The sequence below is a fragment of the Streptomyces sp. NPDC050658 genome (assembly GCF_044457025.1).
Taxonomy (GTDB): Bacteria; Actinomycetota; Actinomycetes; order Streptomycetales; family Streptomycetaceae; genus Streptomyces.
In genome coordinates this window covers 719,227-745,739 of the sequence record NZ_JBITGM010000003.1, presented here as the reverse complement: position 1 = coordinate 745,739, position 26,513 = coordinate 719,227, and the positions used below count along the sequence as shown (strand labels likewise).

At 71.7% G+C, this 26,513-nt stretch carries 25 protein-coding genes and 2 pseudogenes; 13 read left to right on the top strand and 14 right to left on the bottom strand.

Annotation, left to right across the window (positions count from 1 at the left end):
• Positions 1–8: 8 nt before the first annotated feature.
• Complete coding sequence (locus tag ACIBKX_RS14865; RefSeq protein ID WP_363277894.1) at positions 9–986, bottom strand: ADP-ribosylation family protein; 978 nt, start codon at positions 984–986, stop codon at positions 9–11.
• A 155-nt stretch (positions 987–1,141) separates the two neighbouring features.
• Here ACIBKX_RS14865 and ACIBKX_RS14860 point away from each other — a divergent pair, with 155 nt between their 5' ends.
• Positions 1,142–1,993 carry a class I SAM-dependent methyltransferase gene (locus ACIBKX_RS14860; RefSeq protein ID WP_363277895.1) on the top strand — a complete coding sequence of 284 codons (852 nt, stop codon included), beginning with the start codon at positions 1,142–1,144 and terminating at the stop codon, positions 1,991–1,993.
• Between the two features lie 29 nt (positions 1,994–2,022).
• Here ACIBKX_RS14860 and ACIBKX_RS14855 read toward each other — a convergent pair whose 3' ends face one another.
• On the bottom strand, positions 2,023–3,072 hold the full coding sequence (locus tag ACIBKX_RS14855; RefSeq protein ID WP_363277896.1) for an Lrp/AsnC family transcriptional regulator: 1,050 nt from the start codon (positions 3,070–3,072) through the stop codon (positions 2,023–2,025).
• Between the two features lie 311 nt (positions 3,073–3,383).
• On the opposite strand from ACIBKX_RS14855, the gene ACIBKX_RS14850 reads away from it, so the two are divergent.
• Together ACIBKX_RS14850 and ACIBKX_RS14845 are read left to right on the top strand one after the other, a co-directional pair.
• A complete protein-coding gene (locus ACIBKX_RS14850; protein ID WP_363277897.1) occupies positions 3,384–4,841 on the top strand; it encodes an MFS transporter in 1,458 nt (485 codons plus the stop codon).
• Positions 4,842–4,887: 46 nt separating this feature from the next.
• Positions 4,888–6,096 carry a M20 family metallopeptidase gene (locus tag ACIBKX_RS14845; protein WP_363277898.1) on the top strand — a complete coding sequence of 403 codons (1,209 nt, stop codon included), beginning with the start codon at positions 4,888–4,890 and terminating at the stop codon, positions 6,094–6,096.
• Positions 6,097–6,137: 41 nt separating this feature from the next.
• Here the strand turns inward: ACIBKX_RS14845 and ACIBKX_RS14840 are convergent, their stop codons facing one another.
• The 6 genes and pseudogenes from ACIBKX_RS14840 to ACIBKX_RS14815 all read right to left on the bottom strand — a co-directional run bounded on the left by ACIBKX_RS14840 (position 6,138) and on the right by ACIBKX_RS14815 (position 9,932).
• Positions 6,138–6,785: a nucleoside deaminase gene (locus ACIBKX_RS14840; protein ID WP_363277899.1), complete on the bottom strand. Its 648-nt coding sequence runs from the start codon at positions 6,783–6,785 to the stop codon at positions 6,138–6,140.
• A 13-nt stretch (positions 6,786–6,798) separates the two neighbouring features.
• Positions 6,799–7,395 (bottom strand): 3'-5' exonuclease, encoded by a 597-nt coding sequence (locus tag ACIBKX_RS14835; protein ID WP_363277906.1) that lies wholly within the window; start codon positions 7,393–7,395, stop codon positions 6,799–6,801.
• Positions 7,396–7,457: 62 nt separating this feature from the next.
• Positions 7,458–7,748 carry a hypothetical protein gene (locus tag ACIBKX_RS14830; protein WP_363277907.1) on the bottom strand — a complete coding sequence of 97 codons (291 nt, stop codon included), beginning with the start codon at positions 7,746–7,748 and terminating at the stop codon, positions 7,458–7,460.
• A gap of 118 nt (positions 7,749–7,866) precedes the next feature.
• Positions 7,867–8,109, bottom strand: a pseudogene (locus ACIBKX_RS14825) (S1 RNA-binding domain-containing protein); the annotation flags it as partial.
• Positions 8,106–8,840 (bottom strand): hypothetical protein, encoded by a 735-nt coding sequence (locus ACIBKX_RS14820; RefSeq protein WP_363277900.1) that lies wholly within the window; start codon positions 8,838–8,840, stop codon positions 8,106–8,108. The gene ACIBKX_RS14820 and the pseudogene ACIBKX_RS14825, both read right to left, overlap by 4 nt.
• Before the next feature lie 51 nt (positions 8,841–8,891).
• A complete protein-coding gene (locus ACIBKX_RS14815) occupies positions 8,892–9,932 on the bottom strand; it encodes a LacI family DNA-binding transcriptional regulator (protein WP_363277901.1) in 1,041 nt (346 codons plus the stop codon).
• Between the two features lie 235 nt (positions 9,933–10,167).
• Between ACIBKX_RS14815 and ACIBKX_RS14810 the strand changes: the two genes are divergently transcribed.
• From ACIBKX_RS14810 to ACIBKX_RS14800, 3 genes are all read left to right on the top strand, one after another.
• Positions 10,168–11,472: a sugar ABC transporter substrate-binding protein gene (locus ACIBKX_RS14810; RefSeq protein WP_363277902.1), complete on the top strand. Its 1,305-nt coding sequence runs from the start codon at positions 10,168–10,170 to the stop codon at positions 11,470–11,472.
• 83 nt (positions 11,473–11,555) lie between these two features.
• Positions 11,556–12,527, top strand: a complete 972-nt coding sequence (locus tag ACIBKX_RS14805) for a sugar ABC transporter permease (protein ID WP_363277903.1) — start codon at positions 11,556–11,558, stop codon at positions 12,525–12,527.
• Positions 12,524–13,432: a carbohydrate ABC transporter permease gene (locus tag ACIBKX_RS14800; protein WP_363277904.1), complete on the top strand. Its 909-nt coding sequence runs from the start codon at positions 12,524–12,526 to the stop codon at positions 13,430–13,432. Before ACIBKX_RS14805 ends, ACIBKX_RS14800 begins: the two co-directional genes overlap by 4 nt.
• A 147-nt stretch (positions 13,433–13,579) precedes the next feature.
• Here ACIBKX_RS14800 and ACIBKX_RS14795 read toward each other — a convergent pair whose 3' ends face one another.
• Positions 13,580–14,416: a class II fructose-bisphosphate aldolase gene (locus ACIBKX_RS14795; RefSeq protein ID WP_363277641.1), complete on the bottom strand. Its 837-nt coding sequence runs from the start codon at positions 14,414–14,416 to the stop codon at positions 13,580–13,582.
• A gap of 75 nt (positions 14,417–14,491) precedes the next feature.
• Positions 14,492–15,439, bottom strand: coding sequence for a sugar isomerase (locus ACIBKX_RS14790; protein WP_363277640.1), 948 nt, complete (start codon positions 15,437–15,439; stop codon positions 14,492–14,494).
• Positions 15,440–15,671: 232 nt separating this feature from the next.
• Between ACIBKX_RS14790 and ACIBKX_RS14785 the strand changes: the two genes are divergently transcribed.
• Positions 15,672–16,481, top strand: coding sequence for a DeoR/GlpR family DNA-binding transcription regulator (locus ACIBKX_RS14785; RefSeq protein WP_363277639.1), 810 nt, complete (start codon positions 15,672–15,674; stop codon positions 16,479–16,481).
• 17 nt (positions 16,482–16,498) lie between these two features.
• Here the strand turns inward: ACIBKX_RS14785 and ACIBKX_RS14780 are convergent, their stop codons facing one another.
• A complete protein-coding gene (locus ACIBKX_RS14780; RefSeq protein ID WP_363277638.1) occupies positions 16,499–17,086 on the bottom strand; it encodes a helix-turn-helix domain-containing protein in 588 nt (195 codons plus the stop codon).
• Between the two features lie 148 nt (positions 17,087–17,234).
• Between ACIBKX_RS14780 and ACIBKX_RS14775 the strand changes: the two genes are divergently transcribed.
• Positions 17,235–18,689, top strand: a complete 1,455-nt coding sequence (locus ACIBKX_RS14775) for an amidase (protein WP_363277637.1) — start codon at positions 17,235–17,237, stop codon at positions 18,687–18,689.
• Between the two features lie 68 nt (positions 18,690–18,757).
• Here the strand turns inward: ACIBKX_RS14775 and ACIBKX_RS14770 are convergent, their stop codons facing one another.
• Positions 18,758–19,579 carry a hypothetical protein gene (locus ACIBKX_RS14770; protein WP_363277636.1) on the bottom strand — a complete coding sequence of 274 codons (822 nt, stop codon included), beginning with the start codon at positions 19,577–19,579 and terminating at the stop codon, positions 18,758–18,760.
• Between the two features lie 192 nt (positions 19,580–19,771).
• Between ACIBKX_RS14770 and ACIBKX_RS14765 the strand changes: the two genes are divergently transcribed.
• The 3 genes and pseudogenes from ACIBKX_RS14765 (at position 19,772) to ACIBKX_RS14755 (ending at position 22,306) form a co-directional block, all read left to right on the top strand.
• Entirely contained in the window at positions 19,772–20,740 is a 969-nt protein-coding gene (locus tag ACIBKX_RS14765) for an AraC family transcriptional regulator (protein WP_363277635.1), read from the top strand.
• A 45-nt stretch (positions 20,741–20,785) separates the two neighbouring features.
• A pseudogene (locus ACIBKX_RS14760) lies at positions 20,786–21,454 on the top strand (dioxygenase); the annotation flags it as partial.
• A gap of 27 nt (positions 21,455–21,481) precedes the next feature.
• Positions 21,482–22,306, top strand: coding sequence for a DUF1963 domain-containing protein (locus ACIBKX_RS14755; protein ID WP_363277634.1), 825 nt, complete (start codon positions 21,482–21,484; stop codon positions 22,304–22,306).
• 11 nt (positions 22,307–22,317) lie between these two features.
• Here ACIBKX_RS14755 and ACIBKX_RS14750 read toward each other — a convergent pair whose 3' ends face one another.
• Together ACIBKX_RS14750 and ACIBKX_RS14745 are read right to left on the bottom strand one after the other, a co-directional pair.
• Entirely contained in the window at positions 22,318–22,617 is a 300-nt protein-coding gene (locus tag ACIBKX_RS14750) for a hypothetical protein (protein ID WP_363277633.1), read from the bottom strand.
• A gap of 231 nt (positions 22,618–22,848) precedes the next feature.
• Positions 22,849–23,280, bottom strand: a complete 432-nt coding sequence (locus tag ACIBKX_RS14745; protein ID WP_363277632.1) for a PPOX class F420-dependent oxidoreductase — start codon at positions 23,278–23,280, stop codon at positions 22,849–22,851.
• 145 nt (positions 23,281–23,425) lie between these two features.
• Between ACIBKX_RS14745 and ACIBKX_RS14740 the strand changes: the two genes are divergently transcribed.
• A complete protein-coding gene (locus ACIBKX_RS14740; protein WP_363277631.1) occupies positions 23,426–24,133 on the top strand; it encodes a 2-phosphosulfolactate phosphatase in 708 nt (235 codons plus the stop codon).
• 267 nt (positions 24,134–24,400) lie between these two features.
• The gene (locus tag ACIBKX_RS14735) at positions 24,401–26,512 is read left to right on the top strand and encodes a SpoIIE family protein phosphatase (protein WP_363277630.1); all 2,112 of its coding nucleotides are present in this window, start codon (positions 24,401–24,403) and stop codon (positions 26,510–26,512) included.
• Position 26,513: the final 1 nt, after the last annotated feature.

Genomic DNA, 26,513 nt, shown 5'->3' with positions numbered 1-26,513 from the left:
GATCTGGTTCACTGCTCCAGGACGTCCACCTTCGGCAAGGAACGGTGCCGGTGATGGGCGTCGGCGATCGCGGCCAGCGCGGGGCGGTCGAGCGCCCGGTAGGCGAGCGCGAGGAGTTCGTTCGCAAGAACCTCGCGCGCCGGATCGCCGCCCGACGCCCAGTGCAGGTCGCGGCCGAGGAGGAGCGCCTCCGTCGGGTCGCCCGCGGAGCAGCGGCGCCGGGCCTCGGCCGCCGACTCCCGCAGCGCCGCGGGGTCCTCGAAGAGCTCGTACATGTACGTCGCGAACTTGTACTCGTCCGCCGCGTTGTGCGGCGGGCGGCCCAGCGCGGACTCGCCCGACGCGAGCGCGCCGGCCCCGTCCAGTGTGGTGATCCGGTCAGGGGCGACGGGCGGGGCGGTCCAGACGTACGCCTGGGAGTAGGCGAGCCCGGTCTCCGGCCGGTCCCTGGTCTCGAAGGCGGTCAGCGCGGTGCGGAGCAGGTCGAGACGGGAGCGCCGCGCGGACACCTCGTCCTGTACGTCGTCGTCCCGTACGTCGTCGTCGAGATCGCGGCAGACGAGCTCGATGATCGAGCGCACCGCTTCGAGCGGCGTGCCCGAACGGGTGTCGATGCCGCCGCCGTCGTTGTTGTAGTAGGAGGCGACACCGGCGCAGGTGCGGCCGTCGTCGAACCACAGGCCGTGGTGGAGTCCGTCCGAGCCGCCGTGCAGGAACGTCACGAACTCCGGAGGGTCGCGGTAGTAGCGGCCGTGCACCCGGACGTCGATGCCGTCGCGCGGCTGCCGTCCGGCGTCGGCGAAGAGGTCCATGACGCCGACCGGGCTGACGTCCAGCTCCTGGAGTGCCCGCCGCTCGACGTGGCCGAGGGAGCCGAGGAACGTCCAGAACCGGAAGACCGACTCCGGGAGTTCGAGCCCCCAGTCCCGCAGAAAGCGCTCTTCCGCTTCGGCCCGGCCAGGCGTGCTTTCCGTCTGTTCCACCATCAAAAGACCCCCAGGTCATGCCGCTTGACTGCACAGCTGTACGGCGGCCGAGGCTATCGAACGGATGACATCGGCCGCGCGGCGTGGCCGGGGCGGGGTGCCGTGGAATCATCGCGGGTCCGGGCGGAGACGGCGAGTGACGGCGGAGCGTGGGCATGGCGGCGGCGGGCTGGGAGTGGGACGAGACGCTCTTCGCGGGTACGGCCGCCTACTACGGGCGCGGGAGACTCCCTTACGCCCCCGGTCTCGCGGACAAGCTGGCCGAAGCCCTGGGGCTCGACGGGCGGGGGCGGCTCCTCGACGTCGGATGCGGCCCCGGCACCCTCGCCCTGAACCTGGCACGGCTGTTCGCCGAGGTCGTCGGCGTGGACCCGGACCGCGGGATGATCGCCGAGGCGGAACGCGCGGCCGTACGGTGCGGAGTGGCCGACAAGGCGCGCTGGGTCCGGGCGCGGGCCGAGGAACTGCCCGCGGGGCTGGGCGAGTTCACCGTCGCCACCTTCGGCCAGTCCTTCCACTGGATGGACCGCGACACGGTGGCGGCCACGGTCAGGGACATGCTCCGGCCAGGCGGAGTCCTCGCGCACGTATCGGACCAGAAAGGGGAGCCCCGGCACATGGAGGGCCTTCCGTACCCGCCGGTGCCCCACGCGGCCGTGGACGAACTGGTCCGGCGCTACCTGGGACCGGTCCGACGGGCCGGCCGGGGAACGCTTCCCCAAGGCACACCCGGCGGCGAGTCGGAGGTGTACGCACGAGCGGGATTCAGCGGACCGCAGCGACTCGTCGTACCCGGCGGCCGGCCGCTGGTGCGCACCGTCGACGACGCCGTGGCCGGGGTGTTCTCCATGTCGTTCTCGGCCCCGCACCTGTTCGGCGCACGCCGACAGGACTTCGAGGCAGAACTGCGCCAACTCCTGCGCCGGTACTCGCCGTCGGGCCGGTTCTCCGCGCGTCAGCCGGGGACGGAGGTCGACATCTGGCGGAAGGGCACGGCCGTTCGCTGAACAGCCGGAAGCGGCCGTTCGCTGATGGGTCAAGGCCGACGGCGGCCCGGTGCCGACGAGGCGGCGACCGGCACGCCCGCGCGTTTGAAGGTGCGCATCAGCAGCGCGGTCTCGGCGGCGTTCACTCCGGGCAGGCCGGCGAAGGCCCGTGAGGAGAAGTCGTGGACCTCCTCGGCCGTGCGATGGCTGGAGTAGCCGAGGACGTTGTAGCGGCCGGTCGTGACGACCAGGTGGCGGAGGGTGGATTCGCGGGCGAGCCGTTGCACGGCACGGTCGAGGCAGCCGTGGTCGACGGCCAGCCGGAAGCGCGCCTCCACCGGGAACCCGAGGACGACGGGTTCCGCGTGCAGCCGCACATGCAGCACATGGGAGCTCATCAGGCGGGCGAGGCGGCGGCGCGCGGTGGTCTCCCCGACACACAGTTCGCGGGCGAGCCTGGTCATCGGCATCCGGGCGTCCGACTCCAGGAGCGCGACCATCGCCCGGTCCAGCTCGTCGACCCCAGGGGGTTCGGGCAGCGTCCGGCCCTCGATGACGGCGCGCCGGACGGGCGTGGGCTCGTCGTCGAAGGGTGCCCAGTCGTTCGCGGTCAGGAGCAGGCGGAGCACGATCGAGGAGTGCAGGTCCGTCACGCCCGGCAACTGGCCGAGCGGCCCGTCGACGACGGACAGCAGATGTTCGTGGCCGGGGACGCTGAACTCGGCGTACACGTCGAGCGTGCCCGTGGCGGCCTCGACCGAGCGGACATCGGGGCGCCGGGCGAGCGCCCGCGCGACCTCCTGGACGTGCCCCGGCGCACAGCGCACCGCGACTTCCGCCACCAGCCCCTCGCCGAGGTATTCGGGGACCAGCGCCGCGGTGAAGCCGACCTGCCCCGTGGCGGTCATCCGCTCCAGGCGACGGGCGATGGTGCGTTCGTGGACGCCGGTCGCCGCCGCGATGTCGGCGAAGGGCGCGCGGGGATCGCGGCGCAGGGCGCGGAGGATCGCCTGGTCGAGCGGATCGGCGGTGAAGTCCACGGCGGCATCCGGCCGGGGCTGCGGGGCGGGGGAGGCGGGGGAGTGGTCCTGGTGCGTCATGCGAAGTCTCCTGAGGCGTGCGCCTGGCGCCGGAGTGCGGCGTCCGACCGACGCGTCGGCCACAGTACGCGGTCCCACCGCGTGTCCGAGTCGACGACGCGAGGCGGCATGCCTGCCTGAATCCGCCGAGGTGCGCCCCTCCGATGCTGCAATCGCTCGATATGCAGGCGATGTATTGCCCGGGACCCGCCGCGCTGGCGACATTGTGGTGCGCATTCCGCCGCTCGTCCATCACGGGTCCGACTCGTACGCCGTGAGCGACGCTCCCCCTGCCTCATGGCCGCCAGGCCCCGCCAGAAGGTGCTGCACGCATGACTCACCTCGAGAACGGCCCCCGTGCCGGCACGGCAAGACCCGCTGGGCCTCCCGCCACCCGCACCACGCCCGCGTTCGCCGTCGTCGTGTCCATCGCCCTGGTGGAGCTGACCAGCGGCGTCATGCAGGGCTTCCTGGCCCCGCTGCTCAAGCAGCTGACCGACACCCTGCACGTCAGCGTCGCCGACCTGAACTGGATCAGCATCGCGAACCTGCTCGCCAGCGTCGCGTTCACCCCCGTCCTCTCCCGGATGGGCGACCTCTACGGCCACCGCAAGGTCCTGCGCTGGAACCTGGCGATCGTGCTCGTGGGATCGATCCTGGTCGGCCTCAGCCGTTCCTTCGAAATGCTGCTGGTGGGCCAGATCTTCCAGGGCGCGTTCGCGGGCTTCTTCCCGCTCCTGGTCGGCATCCTGCGCAACCGGGGCGGAAATTCCGAGAGCCGGCGCGGGATCAGCCTGATGGTCGCGGCCCTGCTCGGCGGCCTCGCGCTGGGCCTGGTGGCCAGCGGCGCGGTCGCCGCCTACGCGACCAGCCTGACGGCCGCGCTCTGGGTGCCGACGGCGGTCGTGGCGATCGCCCTGGCCGTGACCTGGCCGCTGCTTCCGGAGAGCGACACCCGGCAGAGCGGCTCGGTCGACTGGCTCGGCGGCCTGCTGCTGTGCGTCGGCCTGGTCGCCGTGATGCTCGGCCTCGGCCTCGGCGGCACGCCCGGCTGGGAGTGGACCTCGCCCCGCACCGTGGCCTGTCTGGCCGGTGGCGTCCTCGTCACGGCGGTCTGGGTGCTGGTCGAGCTGCGTACGGACTCTCCGATGATCGACGTCCGGCTGTTCGTGCGCCGCAACGTCATCGTGGTCTCGCTGGTCACCCTCACCTTCCCGTTCTGCATGATCGGGCTGCAGGTCGCCAACCCGGTCTTCCTCGGCACCGGCAGCGCCGAGGCCGGGTACGGACTGGGGCTCGCCCCGCTGGGCGTCGCGCTCGCGATGCTGCCCAACATGCTCATGACGGGCGTCGGCGCCCTCATCGCCCCCTCGCTGGCCTCGGTGCTCTCCGACCGGCGCACGCTGGTGACCGGCTCGCTGCTGATGGCCGCCGGATATGTGTCGGCCGTCGTCGCGCACGACGAGCTGATGCTGTTCCTGGCCGGCACCGCCGTCGCGGGAGCGGGCGCGGGCCTGATGCAGTACGCGACCCGGACGCTCGCCGTCGAGGCGGTGCCGCGCGAGCAGACCTCGGTCGGCTCCGGCATCAACGAGCTGCTGATCAACGTCGGCGGTTCGCTCGGCGCGGCGGCGGTCCTGAGCATCTCGGCGGCTCGCACGCCGGCGGGTGCCTCGCTGCCGCGGCTCGACGCCTACACCACGTCCTGGTGGGTCTGCGCGGCCGTCTCCCTGGCCGGAGCCGCGATCGCCTTCTTCTACCGGCGCGAGGACAACCCCGCCCGCCACTGAGCGGCCCACCGCGCCCATCTCGTAACTCTCTCTTGGAGGACAACTCGTGAGCACCGGATCCGGCACCCTGGCCGACGCGCTGCGGGCACGTACGCGCACCGAGCTGACCCGGCGACAGGACGCGGTCATCGGGCTCAGCCACAGCCTGCACGCCGAGCCGGAACTGGCCTACGAGGAGCACCGCTCGGCGAAGAAGATCGCCGACCTCGTGGAGGGCGCAGGCTTCGACGTGACGCGCGGCGTCTGCGATCTGCCGACGGCGTTCAGCGCGACGGCGGGCAGCGGCGAGCTGGTGATCGGCATCTGCGCGGAGTACGACGCGCTGCCCGGCATCGGCCACGCCTGCGGCCACAACGTCAACGGAGCCTCGGCCGTCGCGGCGGCCCTCGCGCTGGCCGAGGTCGCGGACGAGATCGGGGTCACCGTACGGCTGTTGGGCACACCGGCCGAGGAGTACGGCGGCGGCAAGGCCGACATGCTGCGCGGCGGCGCCTTCGACGACGTGGCCGCCGCGATGATGGTGCACGCCGCCCCGGAGGACGCGGTCGGCATGAGCTCACTGGCGATCAGCAGCTGGAACATCACCTACACCGGCCGCACTTCGCACGCCGCGGCCATGCCGCACCGCGGGATCAACGCGGCCGACGCGATGATGGTCGCCCAGGTCGCGATCAGCGCCTACCGCCAGCAGATGATCCCGGGCGGCATCGTGCACGGCGTGGTCACCTCCGGAGGCGAGGCGCCCAACGTGATACCCGGTCACGTCACCGCCGCCTACGACTGCCGGGCCGAGTCGACGGACGACCTCGCCGAACTCCAGGCGCGCGTCCGGGCCTGCTTCGAGGCCGGTGCGCTGGCCACCGGGGCGGAACTCGCCCTCGAGGCCGTCGGCAACGACTACGCAGACCTGCGGCAGGACCTGGCGATGAGCCGCCTGTACGCCTCCGCCGCGACCGCCCTGGGACGCGAGGTCGCCATGGAGAACCCGAACCTGCGCGGCGGCTCGACCGACATGGGCAACGTCTCGCAGGTCATGCCCACCATCCACCCCATGATCGGGTACGACTGCGGGGACGCGATCATGCACAACCCCGACTTCACCCGCTTCGGAGTGAGCGCCGGCGCGGACCGCGCCGTGCTCGACGGTGGTCTGGCCATGGCCTGGACGGCGATCGACCTCGCCCGGGACGCGGAGCAGCGCGCCACGCTGCTGTCCCGGCTGGCGGCCCGCTCCGGGGCGTCGAGCACTCGGTGAGACGGAGCCGAGGCGCGACGGCGGGCGGTACGTCCGACGCGTCAGGCCCGCGTGCGCAGCCGGCGGGCCGTCGCCGCGTCGTTGAGGGCGGGCCATAGCTCCGCCAGCCATGCCTCGGCCGCCGGGGCGGTGGGCGGCCCCGCCGGGAGGGAGTCGTGCAGGGCGGCCGTCTCGGGCTCCAGCAGCCGGTTGCGGGTCAACGTCGTTGGTTCGTCCGGCCCTTGTGCGGCCATCGACACGCTCCGCAGGAACATGACGTTGGCCGCCACCAGCCACGGCTGCTCGCCCAGCCCCGCCACGCCCGACGATCCGTCACTGCCGCCGGCCAACGCCCAGGGGTCAGGGGCCAGATACGTCACCGAGCCCACCCCCGTGAAAGCCGCCGCTGCCGTGCACATCGCGCAGGGCTCCTGGGTGCTCCACAGGGTCAGAGTGCCCAAGTCCCAGTCGGTGCGGGCACTGCCCAGGGCGTTGAGCTCGGCGTGCGCGAGCGGCGTCCGGCGCAGCGGGCCGCTCCCCGGGCCGTCGTCGTACGCCTGGTTGCGGCCTTCGGCCAGGACTGCCGCGTCCGGTCCCGTGAGCACCGCGCCCACGGCCAGACCGCCCGCCAGCAAACCCTCGTACGCCAATGACAGGCACCGTCGGACCGCATCAGGCGCCGCCGCCCACGCCACGTCGAAGTCGCTCATGCCCCGCAAGATGTCACACCGGCCAGCCGCCCCGCCGGGCCACGTCCAGGACCAGCGCCCCGATGTTCCACGCGTCGTCGGCGCCGCTGTGGTGCCGGCCCTCCAGAGGGAGGCCGGCGAGCTTCAGGGCCTGGGCCATGCCGGGGCGCTTCTTCAGGGCGTACGCCGATGTGAAGACGGCCTTGGCGTTGAGGTGTTGACCGGAGAAGGGGTAGCGGCCCTGTCCGGCGCGGCACTGGCGGGTGAACTGGTTGCGGTCGTAGTCGCCCCAACTGGCCCAGGCCCGGGAGCCCGCCGCGTGGTCCCGGGCGAGCACCGCGCAGGCCTGCGCCAAGGGCACTCCGGAGTCGGCCTCGGACTGGGTGAGTCCCGTCAGCTCCGTGCAGAAGGCGCTCACCTTCGACCGGGCGGGGCGCACCAGGATGCGGTGCCTGGCGATGCGCTCCCCGGCCGCCAAGTCGACCACGCAGAGGCCGATTTCGATGATCTCGCCCACTTGCCCCGGCGGCGGTCGGCCCTCCCAGCAGGTGGCCTCGATGTCGACGACGTTCAGCAGGTGGCGTGTGCTTTCCGTGGGGGCTTCGATCTGGTCTTCCCTGTGGCCTTCCATGGCCGGAGAGGCTAGGCGACCCGCGCAGCGGCCTCCACGGAATTGATCTCGGGGCGGGTCACTCAGGGCGGACCGAGGACCTCCGGTGCGGTGAGTGCCGTCGCCGCATCGGCGAAGAAGGCCTCGGGTGCCGCTTCGGGTGTCGCTTCGGTCAGGCCGAGGACGAGGGCTTGGCTGAGCCCGACGAGGAGCGCCCTGAGCGCCGCGGCCAGGCGCGCGGCCTGACGCGGCGTCACGGTGGCTCCGTGGGCGCCTCCGTGGGCCCGTCCGGTGAGCAGCGCGGCCAGGTGTTCCTCGTAGGCCCGGACGGAAGCGGCCAGTCCGCTCTGCAGGGCGGGGTCGCGCAGGGCCATGCCCTGCAGGCTGATCTCGAAGGAGAGGTGGCGCAGCGCCGGGGTCCGGTTGCAGCGCCCGTAGCGACAGTCTGGCCTCGCCGTTCGATGTGTCGAACTGGAGGAACTCGCATCTGACGCGGTCGCCCACCCGCACGACGTCCGCCGCCGATTCGATGCGCTGCCAGGAGAGTTCGGGGATCGTGATGAATCCGACCCCGGGGAAGACCGGGTGAGCCGGGCCTTCGTCCAGTGCCACGAACACGCCGAACCGTTCGATCGCCGCGACCGTGCCCGAGAGGGTCTCGCCGAGACGGAGGGAGCCGAGGAAGGTCCAGAGCTCCGGGTCTTCGGCGGCGAAGTCCCGGTGTGTGCCCGTCATGGCGCCAGCGCGGCCGTCACGCGGGCCTGGCCGGCGGCCGGGAGCGCGAAGGAGTTGGCCGGGTTGCGGAAGGAGTAGCCGCCGTCGTTGACGCGGACGGCGTTTCCGGTCGTCGTCCAGTGGGCGGGGCCGGGAGCACCCTGGTACTCCAGCATGAGTTCCGCGAGCCGGTCGGGATTCTCCACCGCGGTGCATGCGCGCAGCGCGGCCGCCACGCGGGCGACGGCATCGGCAGTGGGCACGGTGTCGTCCCCGAGAGCGGGCAGCAGAAGCAGCAGACGTGCGTGGGCGTCGAGGGGGCTGCCGCCGGGCGGGCCCGGAGAAGCGGCTGCCGCCAGCTCCGACCAGGACAGGCCCGGGCCCATGAAGTGGCCGTCGTCCCGTGCGAGGAGGTCCGCCTCGGGCCAATCGGGGTGGTGCAGGAGGTAGTCGATGCCTGCTTCGCCCTCGGCGGTGCGGCAGACGACGGGGAGACGGTGACCGGCGGCGAGGGTGACGGTGAACGTCGGCCAGTCCGCGCGCTCCCAGAGCGTGTTCTGGAACTCGGAGGCCGCGTCGTGGTCCGCCCCGAACAACAGCTCCTGGCTCTCCTCGCTCCGGGCGCAGGAGGCCAGGTGGCCCAGCCAGAACAGGGGATCGTCCAGGAAATCGACGGGGTGGGTGAGGGGGCCGCCGTCGTAACCCGGTATCCGGGTCGGCATGGGGCGGTGCGGGTCCGCGCTGATGGTCACGGGGCACATCATGCCGCCCGGACACACGCCCCAACCCCACCGCCCTCGCCGTCAGCCGGCCGCTCGCCCCACCGGCCCCGTACTGGTCCGCACGATCAACTCCGGCTCCACCGACGCCGGCTCATGCTCCGCCTCCGGATTCTCGATCAGCCGCAGCAGATGACCGAAGGCCAGCGCGCCCATCTCCGCGAACGGTTGGGCGACCGTGGTCAGGGACGGCGAGCAGTACTCGGCCAGGTCGATGTTGTCGACGCCCACCACGGAGATGTCCTGCGGGACCCGCCGGTCCAGTTCGTGCAGGGCGCGGATCACGCCGAAGGCCATCTCGTCGCTCGCCGCGAAGACGGCGGTGACATCCGGGATGCGGCCGAGGATGAGGCCGTTGCGGTAGCCGGACGACGGGGACCAGTCGCCCTCCAGGACCGGCGGAGCCGTGCGGCCCTCGGCCTCCAGCGTCTCCCGCCAGCCCTGGAGCCGGCTCGCCGCGTCGAGCCACTCGCCGGGGCCCGCGACATGCCACACCGTCTCGTGACCGAGATCGAGCAGGTGCCGCGTCGCCAGGCGCGCGGCCTGCACCTGGTCCACCGCCACCACCTCGGAGGCAGCCGTGCGCGAGCCGTCCACGGTCACCGTGGGCAGGGAGTCCGTCAACTGCTCGATCCGGGGGCTGACATGGATGAGCGGGATGGCCAGGATGATGCCCTCGACGCGCTGGTCCGCGAGCCGGGACAGCGCCGCCTCGACGGCGGAGGTGTCGAGCGACGCCGTGGACGCGGTGGAGACCGAGTACCCCGCCGCGTACGCCGCGCTCTCGATGCCGAACGTGAGCGTGAGGCGGGAGTAGAACGTCGTCTGGAGCGTCACGACGCCGATCGTCCGGCTCCGCCCCGAGGACAGGATGCGGGCGGCGCTGTTCTTCCGGTACCCGAGCCGTTCCACGGCGGCGAGCACCTTGGCCCGCGTCTCCTCCCGGACATTGGGATGGTCGGAGAGGGCACGCGACACCGTCTGCGCGGAGACCCCCGCGACCCGGGCCACATCGGCCATGCCGGGCGGCCGACCGCCGCCCTCGCCACCGTTCACTGTCTCCATGCGTCCCGCGTCCTCACGTCGTTCCGTGCGCCGGATGATACCGGCCTCATCCCCTTCTCACCCTCCTGAGCGCGGGATGTGATCGACCTATTGGCATCGATAACATTCTCTGCCATAGTTCCGGCCATCGGTGCGCCGAGTGAGGTCTCCTGTGGCCCTCGGTGCATCGATCTCACAGCAGGCCCCGCCCTCGGTGTCCGGGTCTGATCCCTGCCCATGAACACAAGGAGGGGCCGTGCAGAGGACTCGTATGCGCGCGGCGGGAATCGCCGCAGCCGTCACTCTCACGCTGGTGCTCGGCGGATGTTCGTCGTCCGGTTCTGATTCCGCCGGTGGCGGCGGTGACGGGACCGGGACGCTGAAGTTCTGGGGCTGGTCGCCGGGGTACGCCGACGCGGTCAAGGCGTTCAACGAGGCGCACCCCGACATCAAGGTCGAGTACCAGGAGGTGCAGCCCGGCGCCAAGGGCGGCTACCAGAAGATGCTCAACGCGGTGCAGGCCGGCAACGCCCCGTGCCTCGCGCAGGTCGGGTACGAGACCCTGCCCAGCTTCGCCGCGCAGGGCGCCCTCACCGACGTATCGAAGGAGGCGAACGGCGACAAGGGCGACTTCCAGCAGGCGGCCTGGCGCTCGGTCTCGCTCGGTGACGCCGTCTACGGCGCGCCCGTCGACACCGGCCCGATGGCGCTGTTCTACAACAAGAAGCTCTACGACGAGCTGGACCTGAAGCCGCCGAAGACCTGGGACGAGTACAAGTCCCAGGCCAAGAAGATCCACGCCTCCGACCCCAAGCGCTACATCTCCTCGCCCTACCTGAACTACGACTACGCGGGCATGTCCTGGCAGGCGGGCGCCAGCTGGTTCGGCATCGAGGGCGACGCATGGAAGGTGGGCCTGGACTCGAAGGCCAACCAGAAGGTCGCCGACTACTGGCAGGGCCTGGCCGGCGACGGCCTGATCAGCAAGGCCCCCATGTACGACCAGTCGTGGTACAGCGGAATTGGCAACGGTAACATCGCGACCGTCGTCGGCGCTGTCTGGCAGGCCGGCGTGATCAAGGGCGGTGCCAAGGACGGCTCCGGCGACTGGGCCGTCGCACCGATGCCGCAGTGGACGGCGGGCGACAGCGCCGTCGGCAACGCGGGCGGCTCCGCCACCGCCGTACTCAAGGGCTGCGAGGACAGCAAGGCCGCGTGGACCTTCGCCCACTGGCTGAGCACCGACCGTGAGGCGTATGGCGACCTGGTCGACAAGGCCTCCCTCTACCCGGCCGCCCCGGCCCTGCTCGACCTGCCCCAACTCAAGGCCAAGGACCCGTACTTCGGCGGCCAGAAGATCTACGACGTCTTCGCCGACGCCGCCCCGAAGGTCGCCGACGACTGGACCTGGGGCCCCGTCATGACCAAGACCTCCGCCGACCTGGACGACGCGCTCGGCAAGGCCTGGGCCGGCAAGGGCACCTTCAAGGACGCCCTGCGCACCACCCAGGACAAGACGGTGGGCGAACTCAAGAACCAGGGCCTCAAGGTCACCGAGTAGGCGGACCGCGGACCCCGATCCACCAGGGGCGGTCGGGCATCCGCACCGGCCGCCCCGCCAGGCGTCGAACCGGAAGAGAGCTCGTGACCACAACAGTCAGCGCGGCCGAACCCGCCGCACCACCGCGGCAAGGCCCCCGGCGGCCCAAGCGCCCCGCGCGCCCCCGGCGGGAGACCGCGCTCACCAAGCGCACCCTGCTCCTGTTCGGCGGCCCCTTCGTGGTCCTGTTCCTCGCGATGTACGTCGCGCCCATCGTCTACGCGACGATCAGCAGCCTGTACGTCGTCAAGCGCTCGGGCCTCGGACTCACCGCGCCCACCAAGGAGTTCGACCCGCTCCACAACTTCACCCAGGCGTTCGGCGACCACGACTTCCTCGCCGCGCTGGGCCGCGTGGGCCTCTTCGCCGTCGTGCAGGTACCGCTGATGCTGGGCCTCGCGCTCGGCCTCGCCCTGCTCATCGACGCCAAGTCCGCACGCGGCAAGGGCCTTTTCCGGCTCGCGTCGTTCCTGCCCTACGCGATCCCGGGCGTCAGCGCCGCCCTCGTGTGGTCGTTCATGTACTCGTCCGAGTCCAGCCCCATCAACCATCTCCTCGAACCGCTCGGCATCCAGATCCCGTTCTTCGCCGGCGGCTCGGTCCTGTGGTCCGTGGCGAACATCGTCACGTGGAGCTGGACCGGCTACAACATGATCATTATCTACAGCGCGCTGCAGATGATCCCCGGCGAAGTCCTGGAGGCCGCCAAGATGGACGGCGCGTCCGCCCTGCGCATCGCCTGGAGCATCAAGATCCCCGCGGTGCGCAGCTCGCTCGTCCTCACCGCGGTGTTCTCCATCATCGGATCCGCGCAGCTCTACAACGAACCGACGGTCCTCCAGCCCATCTCCGGCGGCTCCGTCTCCTCGACCTTCACACCGATCATGTCCGCCCAGGCCGCGGTGGCGGCCGGCAACTACCACTACGCCGCCGCCCAGTCGGTGATCCTCGCCGTCGCCGTCGGCGCGCTGTCCTTCGTCTTCTTCAAGCTGACCAACCGGGGGGAGCGCGCATGAGCGCCACCATGACGCGATCCGCCGAACCCACCGGGACGCGCCGCACCGCCGCCAGGCGCGCTGCGCGACGGGACACGACGGCGGCGAGCCGCGGCGCCGTGCTGACCCTCCTGCTGATCTCCACCGCCTACTTCCTCTTCCCGCTGTGGTGGCTGCTCGTCTCGGTCACCAAGCCGTTCGGCCGGCAGTTCAGCGGCAGCGGACTCTGGTTCGACGGGTTCGGCCTCTTCGACAACCTCAGCAGGCTCACCGCCCAGAACGACGGGATCTTCTGGCGCTGGATGCTCAACAGCGTCCTGTACTGCGGGATCGGCGCCCTCGGCGCGACCCTGCTGTCCGCCATGGCGGGCTACCTGCTGGCCAAGTACGAATTCCGGGGCAAGGGCGCCCTGTTCGGCGCCGTCCTCGCCGCCGTACTCGTCCCGAAGATCCTCTTCACGCTGCCGCTCTACCTCATGTTCTCCGAGGTCGGCCTGATCAACAATCCGCTCGCCGTGCTGCTCCCCAGCATCGTCAGCCCCTTCGGCGTCTACCTCGCGCGGATCTTCGCCGCCCAGGCGGTGCCGGACGAGGTGATCGAGGCCGGACGGCTCGACGGGGCGGGGGAGTTCCGCATCTTCCGCACCATCGGCATGCCGATGATGGTCCCGGCGCTCGTGACGATCTTCCTCTTCCAGTTCGTCGAGATCTGGAACAACTATCTGCTGCCCGCCATGGTCCTCGGCGACGACCGCCTCCAGCCCGTGACCGTGGGTCTCGTCGGCTGGAACGCGGCCCACGGCGTCGCCGTCCCCGCGTCCCTCGTCGTCATCGGCTCACTGATCTCCGTGATCCCGCTGATCCTCGCCTTCGTCGCCCTGCAGCGCTTCTGGCGGGCGGGGATGACGGCGGGTGCCGTCAAGTGAGCGACGCGGCCCGGTAGTTCAGAGGCGTCGGATACGCACGACGGTTCACAGGCCCTCGGCATGTACGACCCCGACATGTACGCCGACGAACCCGCGCCGCCCGGACAACGTCCGGGCGGCGCGGGTTCGTCGGCGCCGACCAGAGGCTCAGTCGCGCGTGAGCACGCCGAGGAGCCTCGCCACCTCCGCCGCCACCGCGTCACGGGCGGGACCGAGGTACTTGCGGGGGTCGGCGACGTCCGGCGCCGCGGCCAGCCGCGCGCGCACCGTCTGCGTGAACAGCTTGTTGAGGTGCGTCGATATGTTGACCTTCGTCATGCCCGAGGCGATCGCCTTCGCCAGGTCCGTGTCGCCGACACCCGACGAGCCGTGCAGGACCAGCGGGACGCCGACCGCCGCGCGCAGCCGCTCGATGAGCCCGAAGTCGAGCGCCGCGTCCCGCGTCAGCATGGCGTGCGAGCTGCCCACCGCGACCGCGAGCGCGTCGACGGCGGTGGCCTCGGCGAAGGCGCGTGCCTCCTCCGGGTCGGTGCGCACCCCCGGAGCGTGCGCTCCGTCCTTGCCGCCGACCTCGCCGAGCTCGGCCTCGACCCAGACGCCCGCGCTGTGGCAGAACTCCGCGACCGACCGGGTGGCGGCCACGTTCTCGTCGTACGGAAGCTTGGAGGCGTCGAACATCACCGAGGTGAAGCCGAGTTCGACGGCCTCGTGCACCAGCTCGGCCGATTCGGCGTGATCCAGGTGGACCGCCACGGGCACCCGCGCCGCGCGGGCGATGGCGAGGGACGCGAGGGCGACGGGCGCAAGCGCCCCGTGATAGCGCGCGGTGTTCTCGCTGATCTGCAGGATCACCGGCAGCTTCGCGAGCTCCGCGCCCGCGACGATCGCTTCGGCGTGCTCGAGCTGTACGACATTGAAGGCACCGACGCCCGAGCCCTGCTCGCGGGCCTTGTCGGTGATGGAGCCGGTGGGGGAGAGGGGCATCGTTCTTCTCCAGGAGAGGGCGGATGGGGCGGGGTGACCCGCGCCCCTAGGCCGTGTTCATCCGGTACATCCGGTTCATCCGGCGTGGCTGTCGTCGAGGATCACGGACCGGGTCAGGTTGCGGGGGCGGTCCGGGTCGTAGCCGCGGTCCTGCGCGATGAGCACCGCCAGACGCTGTACGAGGATCAGGTCGGCCAGCGGGTCGAGGCCGCCCGCCCCGGAGCCGGCGACGAACGTGCCGCCGACCTTCGCGACGTCGTCGGCGAGGCCCAGCGGGGCGGGGCCGAACAGCCAGGCCACCCGGTTCGGCCCGGTGATGCTGATGGGCCCGTGCCGGTACTCCATCGCCGGATACGACTCGGTCCAGGCGCCCGCCGCCTCGCGCATCTTGAGCCCGGCCTCGAGCGCGAGCCCGTAGGACCAGCCCGTGCCGAGGAACGTGAACTGCTCGGCGGTGCGCAGCTCGTCGCCTATCGGCGCGTCGACGGCACGCTCGGCGTCCTCGATCGCCCGCGCCAGCGGCCCCACCCCGTCCGGCAGCGCGCCCTCCGCCTCCAGGTGCGCGCGGAGCAGCGCGAGCACGGTGGTGGCGAAGCGGGTCTGGACCACCGACTCCTCGTCGGCGAAGTCCAGGACGGCGACGGAGTCGGCGAGGTCCATCACGGCGGTGGCCGGGTCGGCGGTGATCGCCGAGGTGGGGACGGTGCCCTTCAGCCGGGCCAGCAGGTCGAGGACCTCCGTCGTGGTCCCGGACCGTGTGATGGCGAGCACCCGGTCGTAGGCGCGCCCGGTCGGGAACTCGGACGCGGCGAACGCGTCGGTCTCGCCGTGCCCGCCGCCCTCGCGCAGCTGCGCGTAGGCGAGGGCCATGAACCACGACGTGCCGCAGCCGACGACGGCGACACGCTCACCGCGACGCGGCAGGGCGGCACCGAGCGAGCCGAGGGAACGGGCGGCCTGCCGCCAGGTGTCCGGCTGGGAAGCGATCTCCAGAGATGTACGGCAGGTCTGCGGGGCGGCCATGGCGTGTGCTCCTCGGTGGTGGGACGGGACGTCTCCGGAGGACGTGTCCGGAGGTCTCCTGCGCGGAGCACGCTGTCGTACGAACAGGCAGAATGTCAATAGATGCTTGTTAGGGTGCTCAAAACTGCAAGATCGAGCATTGTTGATGCGCGTACCCTGCCTCGTGAAGACGGTTGACTACGATCAGTGACTGGCCGGTGGATCAGAACGAGCGGGCGGGAGTCCGAGAACAATGTCCAAACGAGACCGCTGGAGCGCGCTGCTCGAACTGCTGGCCGCCGAGGGGCGGTTGGACGTCGAGGAGGCGGCGGGCGCCCTCGACGTCTCCAGCGCCACGATCCGCAGGGACCTCGACGAACTGGCCGAGCAGCAGATGCTGGTCCGCACGCGCGGCGGTGCGGTGGCGCACGGGGTCTCGTACGAGCTGCCCCTGCGCTACAAGTCGTCCCGGCGCGCGCCCGAGAAGCAGCGCATCGCGGCTGCGGCGGCCGACCTCATCGGCGACGGCGAAGTGGTGGGCCTCAACGGCGGTACGACGACGACCGAGGTCGCGCGCGTCCTGGCCCTGCGGGTCGGCGGGGGCCGTCGCGAGGGCGACGCGGGCACTGCGGCCGTCGCCGCGCCCGCGCTCACGGTGGTGACGAACGCGCTGAACATCGCCGCCGAGCTGGCCGTCCGCCCGCAGGTCAAGATCGTCTCCACAGGCGGTGTGGCCCGCCCCCAGACGTACGAACTCGTCGGCCCCCTGACCAGCGGAGTCCTGAACGAGGTCGTGCTCGACGCGGCGGTCCTCGGCGTCGACGGCATCGATCCGCAGCTCGGCGCGATGGCCCATCACGAGGACGAGGCGGGCGTCAGCAGACTCTTCACCGAGCGGGCCAACCGCGTGATCGTGGTGACCGACTCCTCGAAGCTCGGGAAGCGGGCCTTCGCGCGGATCTGCGGTCTCGACCGTGTGGACACGCTGGTGACCGACGTGAACATCTCGCCGGAGGCGTCGGCGCGGCTCACCGAGGCGGGCGTGAAGGTGATCGCTGTCTGAGGGGGGCCGGGTGTGCCTTACCGGTCCAGAATCCCCGCAATGATCCGCGTCAGCCGAACCCCCGTCTGATCGATGCTGCCGTTCTGCGTGCTGACCTGCGCGCCTTCGAGCAGGAATGTGATCTCGGCCGCGGTCTGCTCGGGATCGGGCAGCCCGGCGGCGGCGCACATGCCGACCAGTCTGCGGGTCTGCAGGGCCTTGTGCTGTTCGATCACCTGGCGCGCGGGATGCGCGCGGTCGGGGAGTTCGGCGATGGAGTTGATGAACGGGCAGCCCCGGTGCGAGACGTCCGGCAGCCCCTCGGCGATGAAACGGGCGAGGCCGAGGATCTGCTCCCTGGGCCGGCCGGGGTGCTCGGCCTCGACCCGGTCGAAGGCGGCCTGGTAATCGGCGGCGACGATCCGCAGCCACTCCGCGACGAGCGCGTCCTTGGTCTCGAAGTGCCGGTAGATCGCCATCTTGGTGGTCTCGGCCCGCTCGGCGATGGCCTGCACCCCCACCCGCCTGATCCCGTCACTCTGGAACAGCTCTTCCGCCGCGTCGAGGATGCGCTCGCGAGGCGGCAGCTTCGCCACCCTGCTCGGCCTGCCGGCGGTCGTTGCCATGACTGCTCCGTGACGTCGGTCCGTTGTGGGGCCCTTCAGCCGCTGCTACGGTACCAGCCTGTTCCATGTGATACCGATGGGTATCACCAGGGACTCAACGGTATCGATCGCTCCCGGGGAGCGGCGGTGTGAGGAGAGGGGAGCGGAGATGAGGATCTCCGAGTACGTGCGCTTCGACGCGGTGGGGCTCGCGGAACTGGTGGCCAAGGGCGAGGTGACCCCCGCCGAAGTGGAAGCGGCGGCGCAAGAGGCCGCGCGGGCGGTCAATCCGCGGATCAACGCCATCGTGGAGACGTGGCAGTCCGACGACGAGCCGATCCCCGGCACCCCCGGCAGCGCGCCACTGGCCGGAGTCCCGTTCCTGATCAAGGACATCGGAGTGACCATGGCCGGCAGGCGCATGGAGCTGGGCAGCCGACTGGCGGCCGGGCATGTGGCCCGCACCGACTCCGCCCTGATGCGACGCTTCCGCCGCACGGGCCTGGTGACGTTCGGCCGCACCACGACCCCGGAGATGGCCTACAGCAACACGACGGAACCTGTCCTGTACGGCGCGACCCGCAACCCGTGGGACCTGGCGCGCAGCGCGGGAGGTTCGAGCGGGGGCGCGGGAGCGGCGGTGGCCGCCGGGGTGGTCCCGATCGCGCACGCCACGGACGCCGCGGGCTCGATCCGCATCCCTGCCGCGCACAACGGCCTCTTCGGACTGAAGCCGACCCGCGGCCGGGTCTCCGTGGCCCCCCAGTTCGACGAGGTCTTCAACGGCCTTGCGGTGCAGGGCAGCGTGAGCCGCACGGTGCGGGACAGCGCGGTACTCCTGGACCGGATGAGCGGCCCGGAACCGGGCGACCCCTACTTCGCCCCGGAGCCGCCCCGACCGTACGCGCAGGAGGTCACCCGCGACCCCGGCACGCTGAGGATCGGCGTACTGCCCCACGCATGGGGCGGCCACCGCACGACCACACCCGTGACGGACGCCCTCTCCCGTACGACCCGTCTGCTCGAATCCCTCGGCCACCAGGTGGCGGAGGCCACGGTCGAACTCGGCGTGGACTGGGACGAGTTCGTCCTGGCCGCCACCCGCCAATGGACGGCCAACCTCACGGCGTCGATCGACGACCTGGCCGCCGCCTTCGGCCGGCCCATCGACGCCTCGACCCTGGAGCCGCCGACCCTGGCCGGCTACCACTACGGGCGGCAGGTGAGCGGCGCCGAGTTCGTCAAGGCCCTGGAGATCCGCAACCGGGTGTCCCGAAGCCTGGCACAGCACTTCACGACGTACGACATGCTGCTCACCCCGACCTTGCCGGCACTCCCCGTGGGGCTGGGCACACATGCCGAGAACGTGGAATGCCTGGACGGCGTCGGCTGGCTGCGCCGCCTCTTCGACCTCTCACCGTTCACGGCGGTGTTCAACGTCTCGGGCACACCGGCGATGTCCGTCCCGGTGACGTCCGACGCGACGACCGGCCTCCCCATAGGCATGCAGTTCGCCGCCGCCTACGGCCACGAAGGCGCCCTCTTCCGCCTCGCGGCCCAACTGGAACAGGCGAGTCCGTGGGCGGGGCGGATTCCTGGGGTGTGGGCGGGAAATCAGGGTTGAGGAGGGGGAAGCGAGGCTCAGGCTCGCTGGGAGGGGAGGCCTGCGGCAGTCCATCGGAATCGGCCCGCTCACTCCCACCAAGCCTCCCGCACCCGCAAGCTCCCCGTGTCCTCGCAGCCGACCCCGTTGGACACCTCCTCGGTGTCCAGGTTCCAGCCGACCACTCCCGTGCCCTTGCGGCCCAGTTCGATCAGGCGCTGCGTCGATGTCTCCGTGCCGTTCTGCACCTGGCATTCGAGGACCGACGTCCATGCCTTGCCGTCCAGTGCCGTGCTGAACGCCAGCAGCGGCAGGACGACGACCGTGAGGGCGGCGGCGACCCACTGTTCCGTCCCCGCCAGGCGACGCAGCCAGTCGCCGAGGCGGTAGCCGGAGTCGTGGTGCCGCTTGCCGCGTCGGCCCGTGCGGTACTCCACGACTACGCCCTCGCGCAGCGCGAAGGCGACCGCGCCGGTGGCGAGGCCCCACCAAGGGCCGTACAAGCACGCCGAGATGACCCCCACGGCGAACGGGTTGACCACGGTCAGGGCGAGCCGCCGCGCCACGTCGGCCCAGCCGTGGCCCTTGGGGACGGCCCCGCGCGCCGCGAACAACGCGAACACGACCCGCGAGGCGACCACCCCGGACACCGCGCCGAGCGCCGGCTCGGTCAGCAGCATGCCCAGCACCACGTCGGGCCAGTTGGCGGGCTCCATGCCGACGAAGACACCCCGCGCGTTGGCCCCGCCGCCGACCGTGTACGTGACCTTCACGCACGGCAGCGCGAGCGCCAGCGCGAGGAGCAGGGTGTGCCCCGGCCCGCCCTTGCTGTCGACGGCCCGAGCCCGCGCGATCTCCTGGTCCTCGTGCTGCTCCTGCACCTGCGCCCGCGCCCGATCCTGATCCGACATGGCGGCCACCGAAGCACAGTCGTGAACCCGTCACGGTGATACGACACTCGGGTCCGCGCCAACAGGCACTGACGGCCCAGTGGCCAAGAGGCGCTCTGCCCGGCGGCGGCAGGGCGTGTCATCGTGGGGGAGCCGGGCTGGTCCGGACCAGCCGCACGCGGGGCGGACGGCATCGGGATGAGGAGCGTACCCATGCGTGGCACAACCGTCCTGCCGGGCAAGGGGAACAGCGGGGAGCCGAGCGGGGACGGCATGCCGACGCACCGTCTCGAGGTGCCCATGCCCAACACGCTGCCCTTCGCCATCGGCACCTTCGACACCATCGGCCCGATGTCGCGCGCGGCGTTCCCGCACCGGCACACGTTCCACGAGATCGTGCACGTCACGGGCGGCACCGGCACCCACGTCGTCGACCTGGACCGCTTCACCCTCCGGCCGCCGAACCTCTGCTTCATCGCCCCCGGCCAGGTGCACCACTGGGAGAACGTCACCGGCCTGGAGGGGCGTGTCGTCCTGTTCACCGACGATTTCCTGGTGGACCACCCCGCCGACCGGCAGGTCCTGCGGGGGCTCGGCAGGCGCGCCTGGCTGGAACTCCCCGACGAGGCGGCGGAGTGGAGCGCGCGGCTGATCGGGGAACTGGACGGCGAGTACCGGTCCGGAGGCGAGAGCTTCCAGAGCGTGCTGCGGGCGCTCCTGCACGTCCTGGTGGTGCGGGCGGCGCGACTGCCCGGATGCGGTCCGACGGCGGGCGCCCCGCCGAACGGGGAGCAGACACCTTCCCGGCCGCGTTCGGTGGCCGCCGACTTCGCGGCGCTGCTCGGCACTCCGGATGGGCCGCTGCAGTCCGTCCGTTCGTGCGCGGGGCTGCTCGGCGTCTCGGTCAGCTATCTCAGCGAGACGGTGAAGTCGGCCACGGGCCGTACGCCCGGCGAGCTGATCCGGCAGACACGGGTGCACGAGGCGAAACGACTGCTGCTGCGCACCGAGTTGTCGGTCCGTCAGATAGCGGGCCGGGTCGGCTTCGGGGACCCGGCCTATTTCTGCCGCTTCTTCCGCCGCGAGACCGGCGCGAGCCCCGGCGACTTCCGGCGCGGCGTCGGCGATATTCACCACGACCACCGGCTCGAGTCCATCGCCCGGCCCCGCCCCGCGCCCTAACTTCGTAGCCGATCCGGAATCCCCCCCCACTCCTCAGGAGCAGCGATGGACCAGGAGATCGGCACCCCCGCCGGCGACAAGGACGGCGACGGCGACAGCCGCGGGCCCAGCCGCAAGAGCGTCCTCAGAGCCGCCGCCGCGCTGGGCATGGCCGTACCCGTGACCCTCATGGGCGTTCCCGCACTGGCCCGCACCGCCGGGCGGCGGGGCGAGATGCCGGAGGCGACCCCGCCCTGCGACGACGGCGACGACCCGACACCCCCGCAGATGGAGGGGCCCTACTTCAAGCCCAACTCCCCGCTGCGCACCTCACTCGTCCGGCCCGGCACGCCGGGAGTGCCGCTCACCGTCACCGGATACGTCTTCGGACGGGCCTGCCGGCCCATTCCCCGGGTCCTGATGGACTTCTGGCAGGCCGACACGTACGGAACGTACGACAACACGGGTTTCCGTTTCCGCGGGCACCAATTCACCGACGCGAACGGCGCGTTCACGCTCACCACGGTCGTGCCCGGCCTCTACCCCGGCCGCACCCGCCACCTCCACGTCAAGGTGCAGGCCCCGGGCCACCCCGTCCTCACCACCCAGCTGTACTTCCCCGGCGAGCCGCGCAACGAGACGGACCCCATCTTCGACGCCCGGCTCCTCATGAACGTACGCGGCGTGGGCAACGGGAAGGAGGCGGACTTCGACTTCGTCCTGAACGTCCCCCAGTAGACCCAGAGGCGTAGCCTCCGGTCCGTGCCCCGTCATACGCCGCCACGCCCCCTGGACGTCGAGGAACTCTTCCCGGAAGTGGTCCCCTTCCGGCGGGAGACCGTACGTCTGCACCCGCGCGCGGGCGAGCCGACGCACCGCGACAGTTCGGTGGGCGGTCCGCTGCTCTGGCCGGAGCGCGAGCCGTGGCCCGTGTGTCCGACGCACGAGGCCTCGCCGATGGTGCCGGTCGTCCAGATCTACCGCTCTGACATGCCGGACGCCGTCCGGTCCCCGTTCCCGGACGGCTGCGACCTCCTCCAAGTGCTCTGGTGTCCGCTGGAACACGCGGGGGAGTGGGTCGTCCCGCACATCCGCTGCCGCGCCTCCGACGCGGTCGGGGCACCCGCAGGGCCGCCGCCGGTCCCGTCCGCCGCCAGGCGCGGGCGGGTGCCGCGGCCGTGCGTCGTCCATCCGGAACAGGTGACGGAGTACGCGAGTTGGGACCTGCCGAGCGAGGTGCGGGACGTACTGGAGAAGCGGTTCGAGGAGGTGGAAGCGGCGACGGGGTGGGACTACCAGTACCACCTGTCGACCGCCCCTGGCATCAAACTGGGCGGCTGGCCCGGTTGGTCGCAGGAACCCGCCTGGCCGCGCTGCACGCAGTGCCGGCGGCCCATGGAGCATCTGCTGACGGTGGAGAGCTGGGAGGCGGATGCCGAGTCCGGGCTCACCTGGACTCCGGTGGAGGACCGCGGACGGCGGTACGACGGACCCGACTTGATGCTGGGCGACGCGGGCGGCGTGTACCTCTTCGTATGCACCGCCTGCCCAGACCGCCCGTACACGCACCGTTTCGACTGCGCGTGACACGCGGCCGGTCAGGCACGCGTGGTGAGCAGCCAGCGGCGCACCGCGAGGGCGACGGTGCCGTCGAGCGTGCTGAGCGCGTCGATGGCCTTCGCGTCGTCGGGGTGCGGCGGGATCCCCGCCGTGGTCAACGTGGCGTGCAGGTTCAGCCGGTGCCGGTCCTGGGCGGTGAGCACGGGCCGGGACGGGGCGACGGCGACCGTGTCGAGGCGCTGCGTCGGGTCGGGCGGGGGAAGCAGGAAGTCGGCCTCGGCGTCCCAGTTCACGGCGGGCAGGTCGGTGGAGGGGGTGGTGCTGAGAGTGGTGCTCATGGTGGCTTCCTCACGACGGACGCATGGGGCGGATGGGGCGGATGGACAGATGGACGGATGGGCAGACGGACGAGCGGACCGACGGATGTCGCCGGTGTTGCTGTCTCTGTCTCTGTCTCCGTCTCTGTCTCCGTCTCTGTCGGTACCTGTGTCGGTCAGGAAGCCGAGAGGCGGCAGTCCGGTTGCATCCGGACCGCCGAGCCACCCGAACGTTGGAACGGAGCGGCAGGCTCAGCCCAGATCGGCCCCGTACACCTTGTCGACCGTCATAGTGATCAGCACCCTGTGGTCGGCCACCATGACCGAGCGGTACTCGTCCCAGTCCGGGTGCTCGCCGGCCGCGGCGCGGTAATAGTCCACCAGCGCCTGCACTTCGGGACCGTCCGGGTCGGTGCCGGGCCCGACGAGCGTGACCGTGCCCTCGGCCGTGGCCCATGCCCGGCCGTCCGCTCGGGTCACCTCGAGCGTGGCGCGGGGGTCCCGGCGCAGGTTGGCGATCTTGGCGGTGCGGTCCGTCGTCGAGACACGGATGACGCCGGCCGCGGTGTCGTACGAGGGCATGACGGGGGAGAGTTGGGGCCGCCCGTCGGCTTTGATCGTCGCGAGCACGCCGAGGTTGCTCTGGGCGAGAAGGGCGTACGGATCGAATGTGGTGTCAGCCATGTCGGGGCCAACGGGCGTTCGGGTGCCGGGTATTCCGGTCGGCGGCGGACGGGGCCGGGCGCGGAACCCGCGGCGATCGAGCCACGCGCTGTGAGGCGCACCACTGTCACCGCGCTGCGGCTCGGGCATGCGTGATCATGACCGGATGGACGCTCGTTTCCTCGGCATCTCCGAGCTGGTCGAAGTCCCGCGCGTGGCGGTCGTGGTGGACGTCATGCGCGCGTTCACGGTGGCCGCGTGGGCCTTCGCGCAGGGGGCGGAGAAGATCGTCCTCGCGGAGTCCCTGGACGAGGCGCGCACGCTCAAGGCCCGCCACCCGGACTGGGTGGCACTCAAGGACGGTCCGCCCGCGCCCGGCTTCGACACGGTCAACTCGCCCGCCCTGCTGCGGTCGATGGACCTCACCGGACGGACGGTCGTCCAGAAGACGACGGCAGGAACGGTGGGCGCCCTCGCGGTCAGGGAGGCGTCGCTGGTGCTGTGCGCCGGCTTCGTGGTGGCGGAGGCGACGGCCCGCCTCCTGCGGGAAAGCGATCCCGACAGCGTGACGTTCGTGGTCACGGGCGAGGACGGCCGGGCCGAGGAAGACCTGGCGTGCGCCGAGTACATCGCCCGCCGCACCACCGATCCCGACACGGACGCCGCCGGCTACCTCGACCGGGCCGCCGCATCACGCGCCGCCGCAGAGCTGGCGAACGGAATACGCCAGGGCTCCCACCCGGACGACGCCGCACTCTGCCTCGAGCTCGACCGCTTTCCCTTCGCCATGGTGGCGACGCCGGAGGCCTCACACATGACGCTCCGCGACGACGTCGGTGAATGGGCGTTGACGCCGCCACCGCGGGAGGGGTAGACACGCTGGTCACCAAGGGGGCGATCAGCATGGGTGGCTGGATCTGGGTGTCGAGTCCGATCGTGCGGGGGAACCCGCCCGGTGCGGGCGTCCGGGTGGCGCGGCTGGGCAGTGGTGTGGTGACGGACGGTGTCGAAACGGGACGGCCGGAGCGATCCGGGGGACCATGGAGACGGTGCGGCCCGTGTGCGGCGGGCCCCCAGGGAGGGCGGGACGCGGGCGTCTGGGCCCCGCCTGTGACCGGGCGAGGGGAAGGGAGGACCCGCCATGGACGCGGCTGACGCGACTGACGCGGCTGATCCGACCGACGCGGCGGACGCCTTCAGGGCCAGGCCCTGGCCCGGCCCCTTCACGCCGTCCACGCCCGGTGGACTCCTCGACATGCTGGGGGTCGCCGCCGTGGTGCTGGACACCGAGGGGCGGATCACGCTGTGGAGCCCGCAGGCGCAGGCCCTGTTCGGCTGGCGGGCCGATGAGGCACTGGGCCAGTACGCGGCGAAGCTGCTGATCGCCGAGGAGCACGCCGATCTCGCCCTGGGCCTGTTCGCCAAGGTCATGTCTGGCGGCGGCAGCTGGGCGGGAGTCTTCCCCGTCCGGCACCGGGACGGGTCCTCGAAGCTGGTGGAGTTCCGCAACATGCGGCTGCTCGACCAGGGCGGCGACGGGTACGCCCTCGGAATCGCCGCCGAAGAAACCGTCGTACGCGGCATCGAACGCAATCTGGCACTGTCCGCGAAGCTCGTCGAGCAGTCCCCGACCGCCGTCGCCGTCGTGGGCACCGACCTGCGGTTCGTGCTGGTCAACCGCGCCCTGGAGACCCTCATCGGCCGGCCGGCCCAGTGGTGTCTGGGCCGCAGCGCCGTCGAGGACCTGCCCTTCGGCGAGCGCGACGCCGTCGAGGCGGCGCTGCGGCAGGTCCTGGACAGCGGAAACCCCCTGCTGGACCGTTTCGCCACCGAGCGTGCGCACATCGGCGTCGCGGGGCGCAGGGCGTGGCGGGTGTCGTACTTCCGCCTGGAGGACTCCGTCGGGCAGGTCATCGGCGTCACCGTGACCGCCATCGACATTACCGAGCAGTACCGCGCCGATCTGCAGAGCACACTGGCCCGCAAACGCCTCGCCCTGATCGCACAGGCGTCGACCAGGATCGGTACGACGCTCGACCTGGACCAGACGGCGCGCGAGCTCGCCGACACCGTCGTACCCGATCTCGCGGACATCGCCGCGGTCGACGTCCTGGACTCCGCCCTCGACGCGGACAGCCCGCACCCCGTCGGGAGCGCTCCCGCGATCTTCCGGGCGCTGGCCGTGCAGGCCGCCTACCCGACGAGCGCCGCCGACGCGGCCGACCCGCCGGGCGAGATCACCCGGTACGAGGCCGACCGCCTGGTCACCCGCTGTGTCACCACCGGGCGTACCGTCCACGTCGCGCACGTACGCTCCGACCACCTGCGGCACATCGCCCGCGACGACGAGGCCGCGGCGGTGCTGGCCCGCGCGGGCGTGCACTCCTACCTGGCCGTGCCGCTCATCGCCCGGGGCGAGGTCCTCGGCGCCCTCGACCTCAAGCGCGCCCGCAACCCGCTGCCCTTCAACGCCGACGACATCGTGCTCGCCGAGGAGCTGGCCGCCCGCGCCGCGGTCTGTATCGACAACGCCCGCCTCTACCGGACCCAGCTGCGGGCAGTAACGACTCTGCAGCGTCATCTGCTGCCGGGTACGCCACCCGATCCGCCGGGCCTGAAGGTGGCCTGCCGCTACCGTCCCGCCGGGGCCGCCGGGCACGCGGGCGGCGACTGGTTCGACGTCATTCCCCTCGCCGACGACGCCACGGCCCTGGTCGTGGGAGACGTCATGGGCTCCGGGATCAACGCCGCCGCGACGATGGGCCAACTCCGCACCGCCACCCGCACATTGGCCCGACTCGGCCTCGACCCCGCCGACATACTGCACCACCTGGACCTGCTCACCCGCGAACTCGACGAGACGATCGCCACCTGCGTGTACGTCCTGTGCGAGCCCCGCGCCCAGCAGTGCCGCATCGCTTTGGCGGGCCACCTGCCCCCGGCCGTCCACCGCCCCGGCGGCCCGCCGACGCTCCTCGATCTGCCCACGGGCGCGCCCCTCGGCGCCGCGGAGGGCGTGGACTTCACCACGACCCGCCTGGAGCTGGGGCCCGGCTCGCGTCTCGTCCTCTACACCGACGGCCTGGTGGAGAGCCGCCACGAAGCGCTCGACACGCGCCTGGGCACCTTCCTCGACCTCCTCTCGGGCCCGCTCCAGCCGCTCGAGGCGACGTGCGACCAGCTGCTGGCCACGCTCCCGGACGCGGACAGCCGCGACGACGTCGCCCTGCTCATCGCCGAAGCCCTGGAGTGAT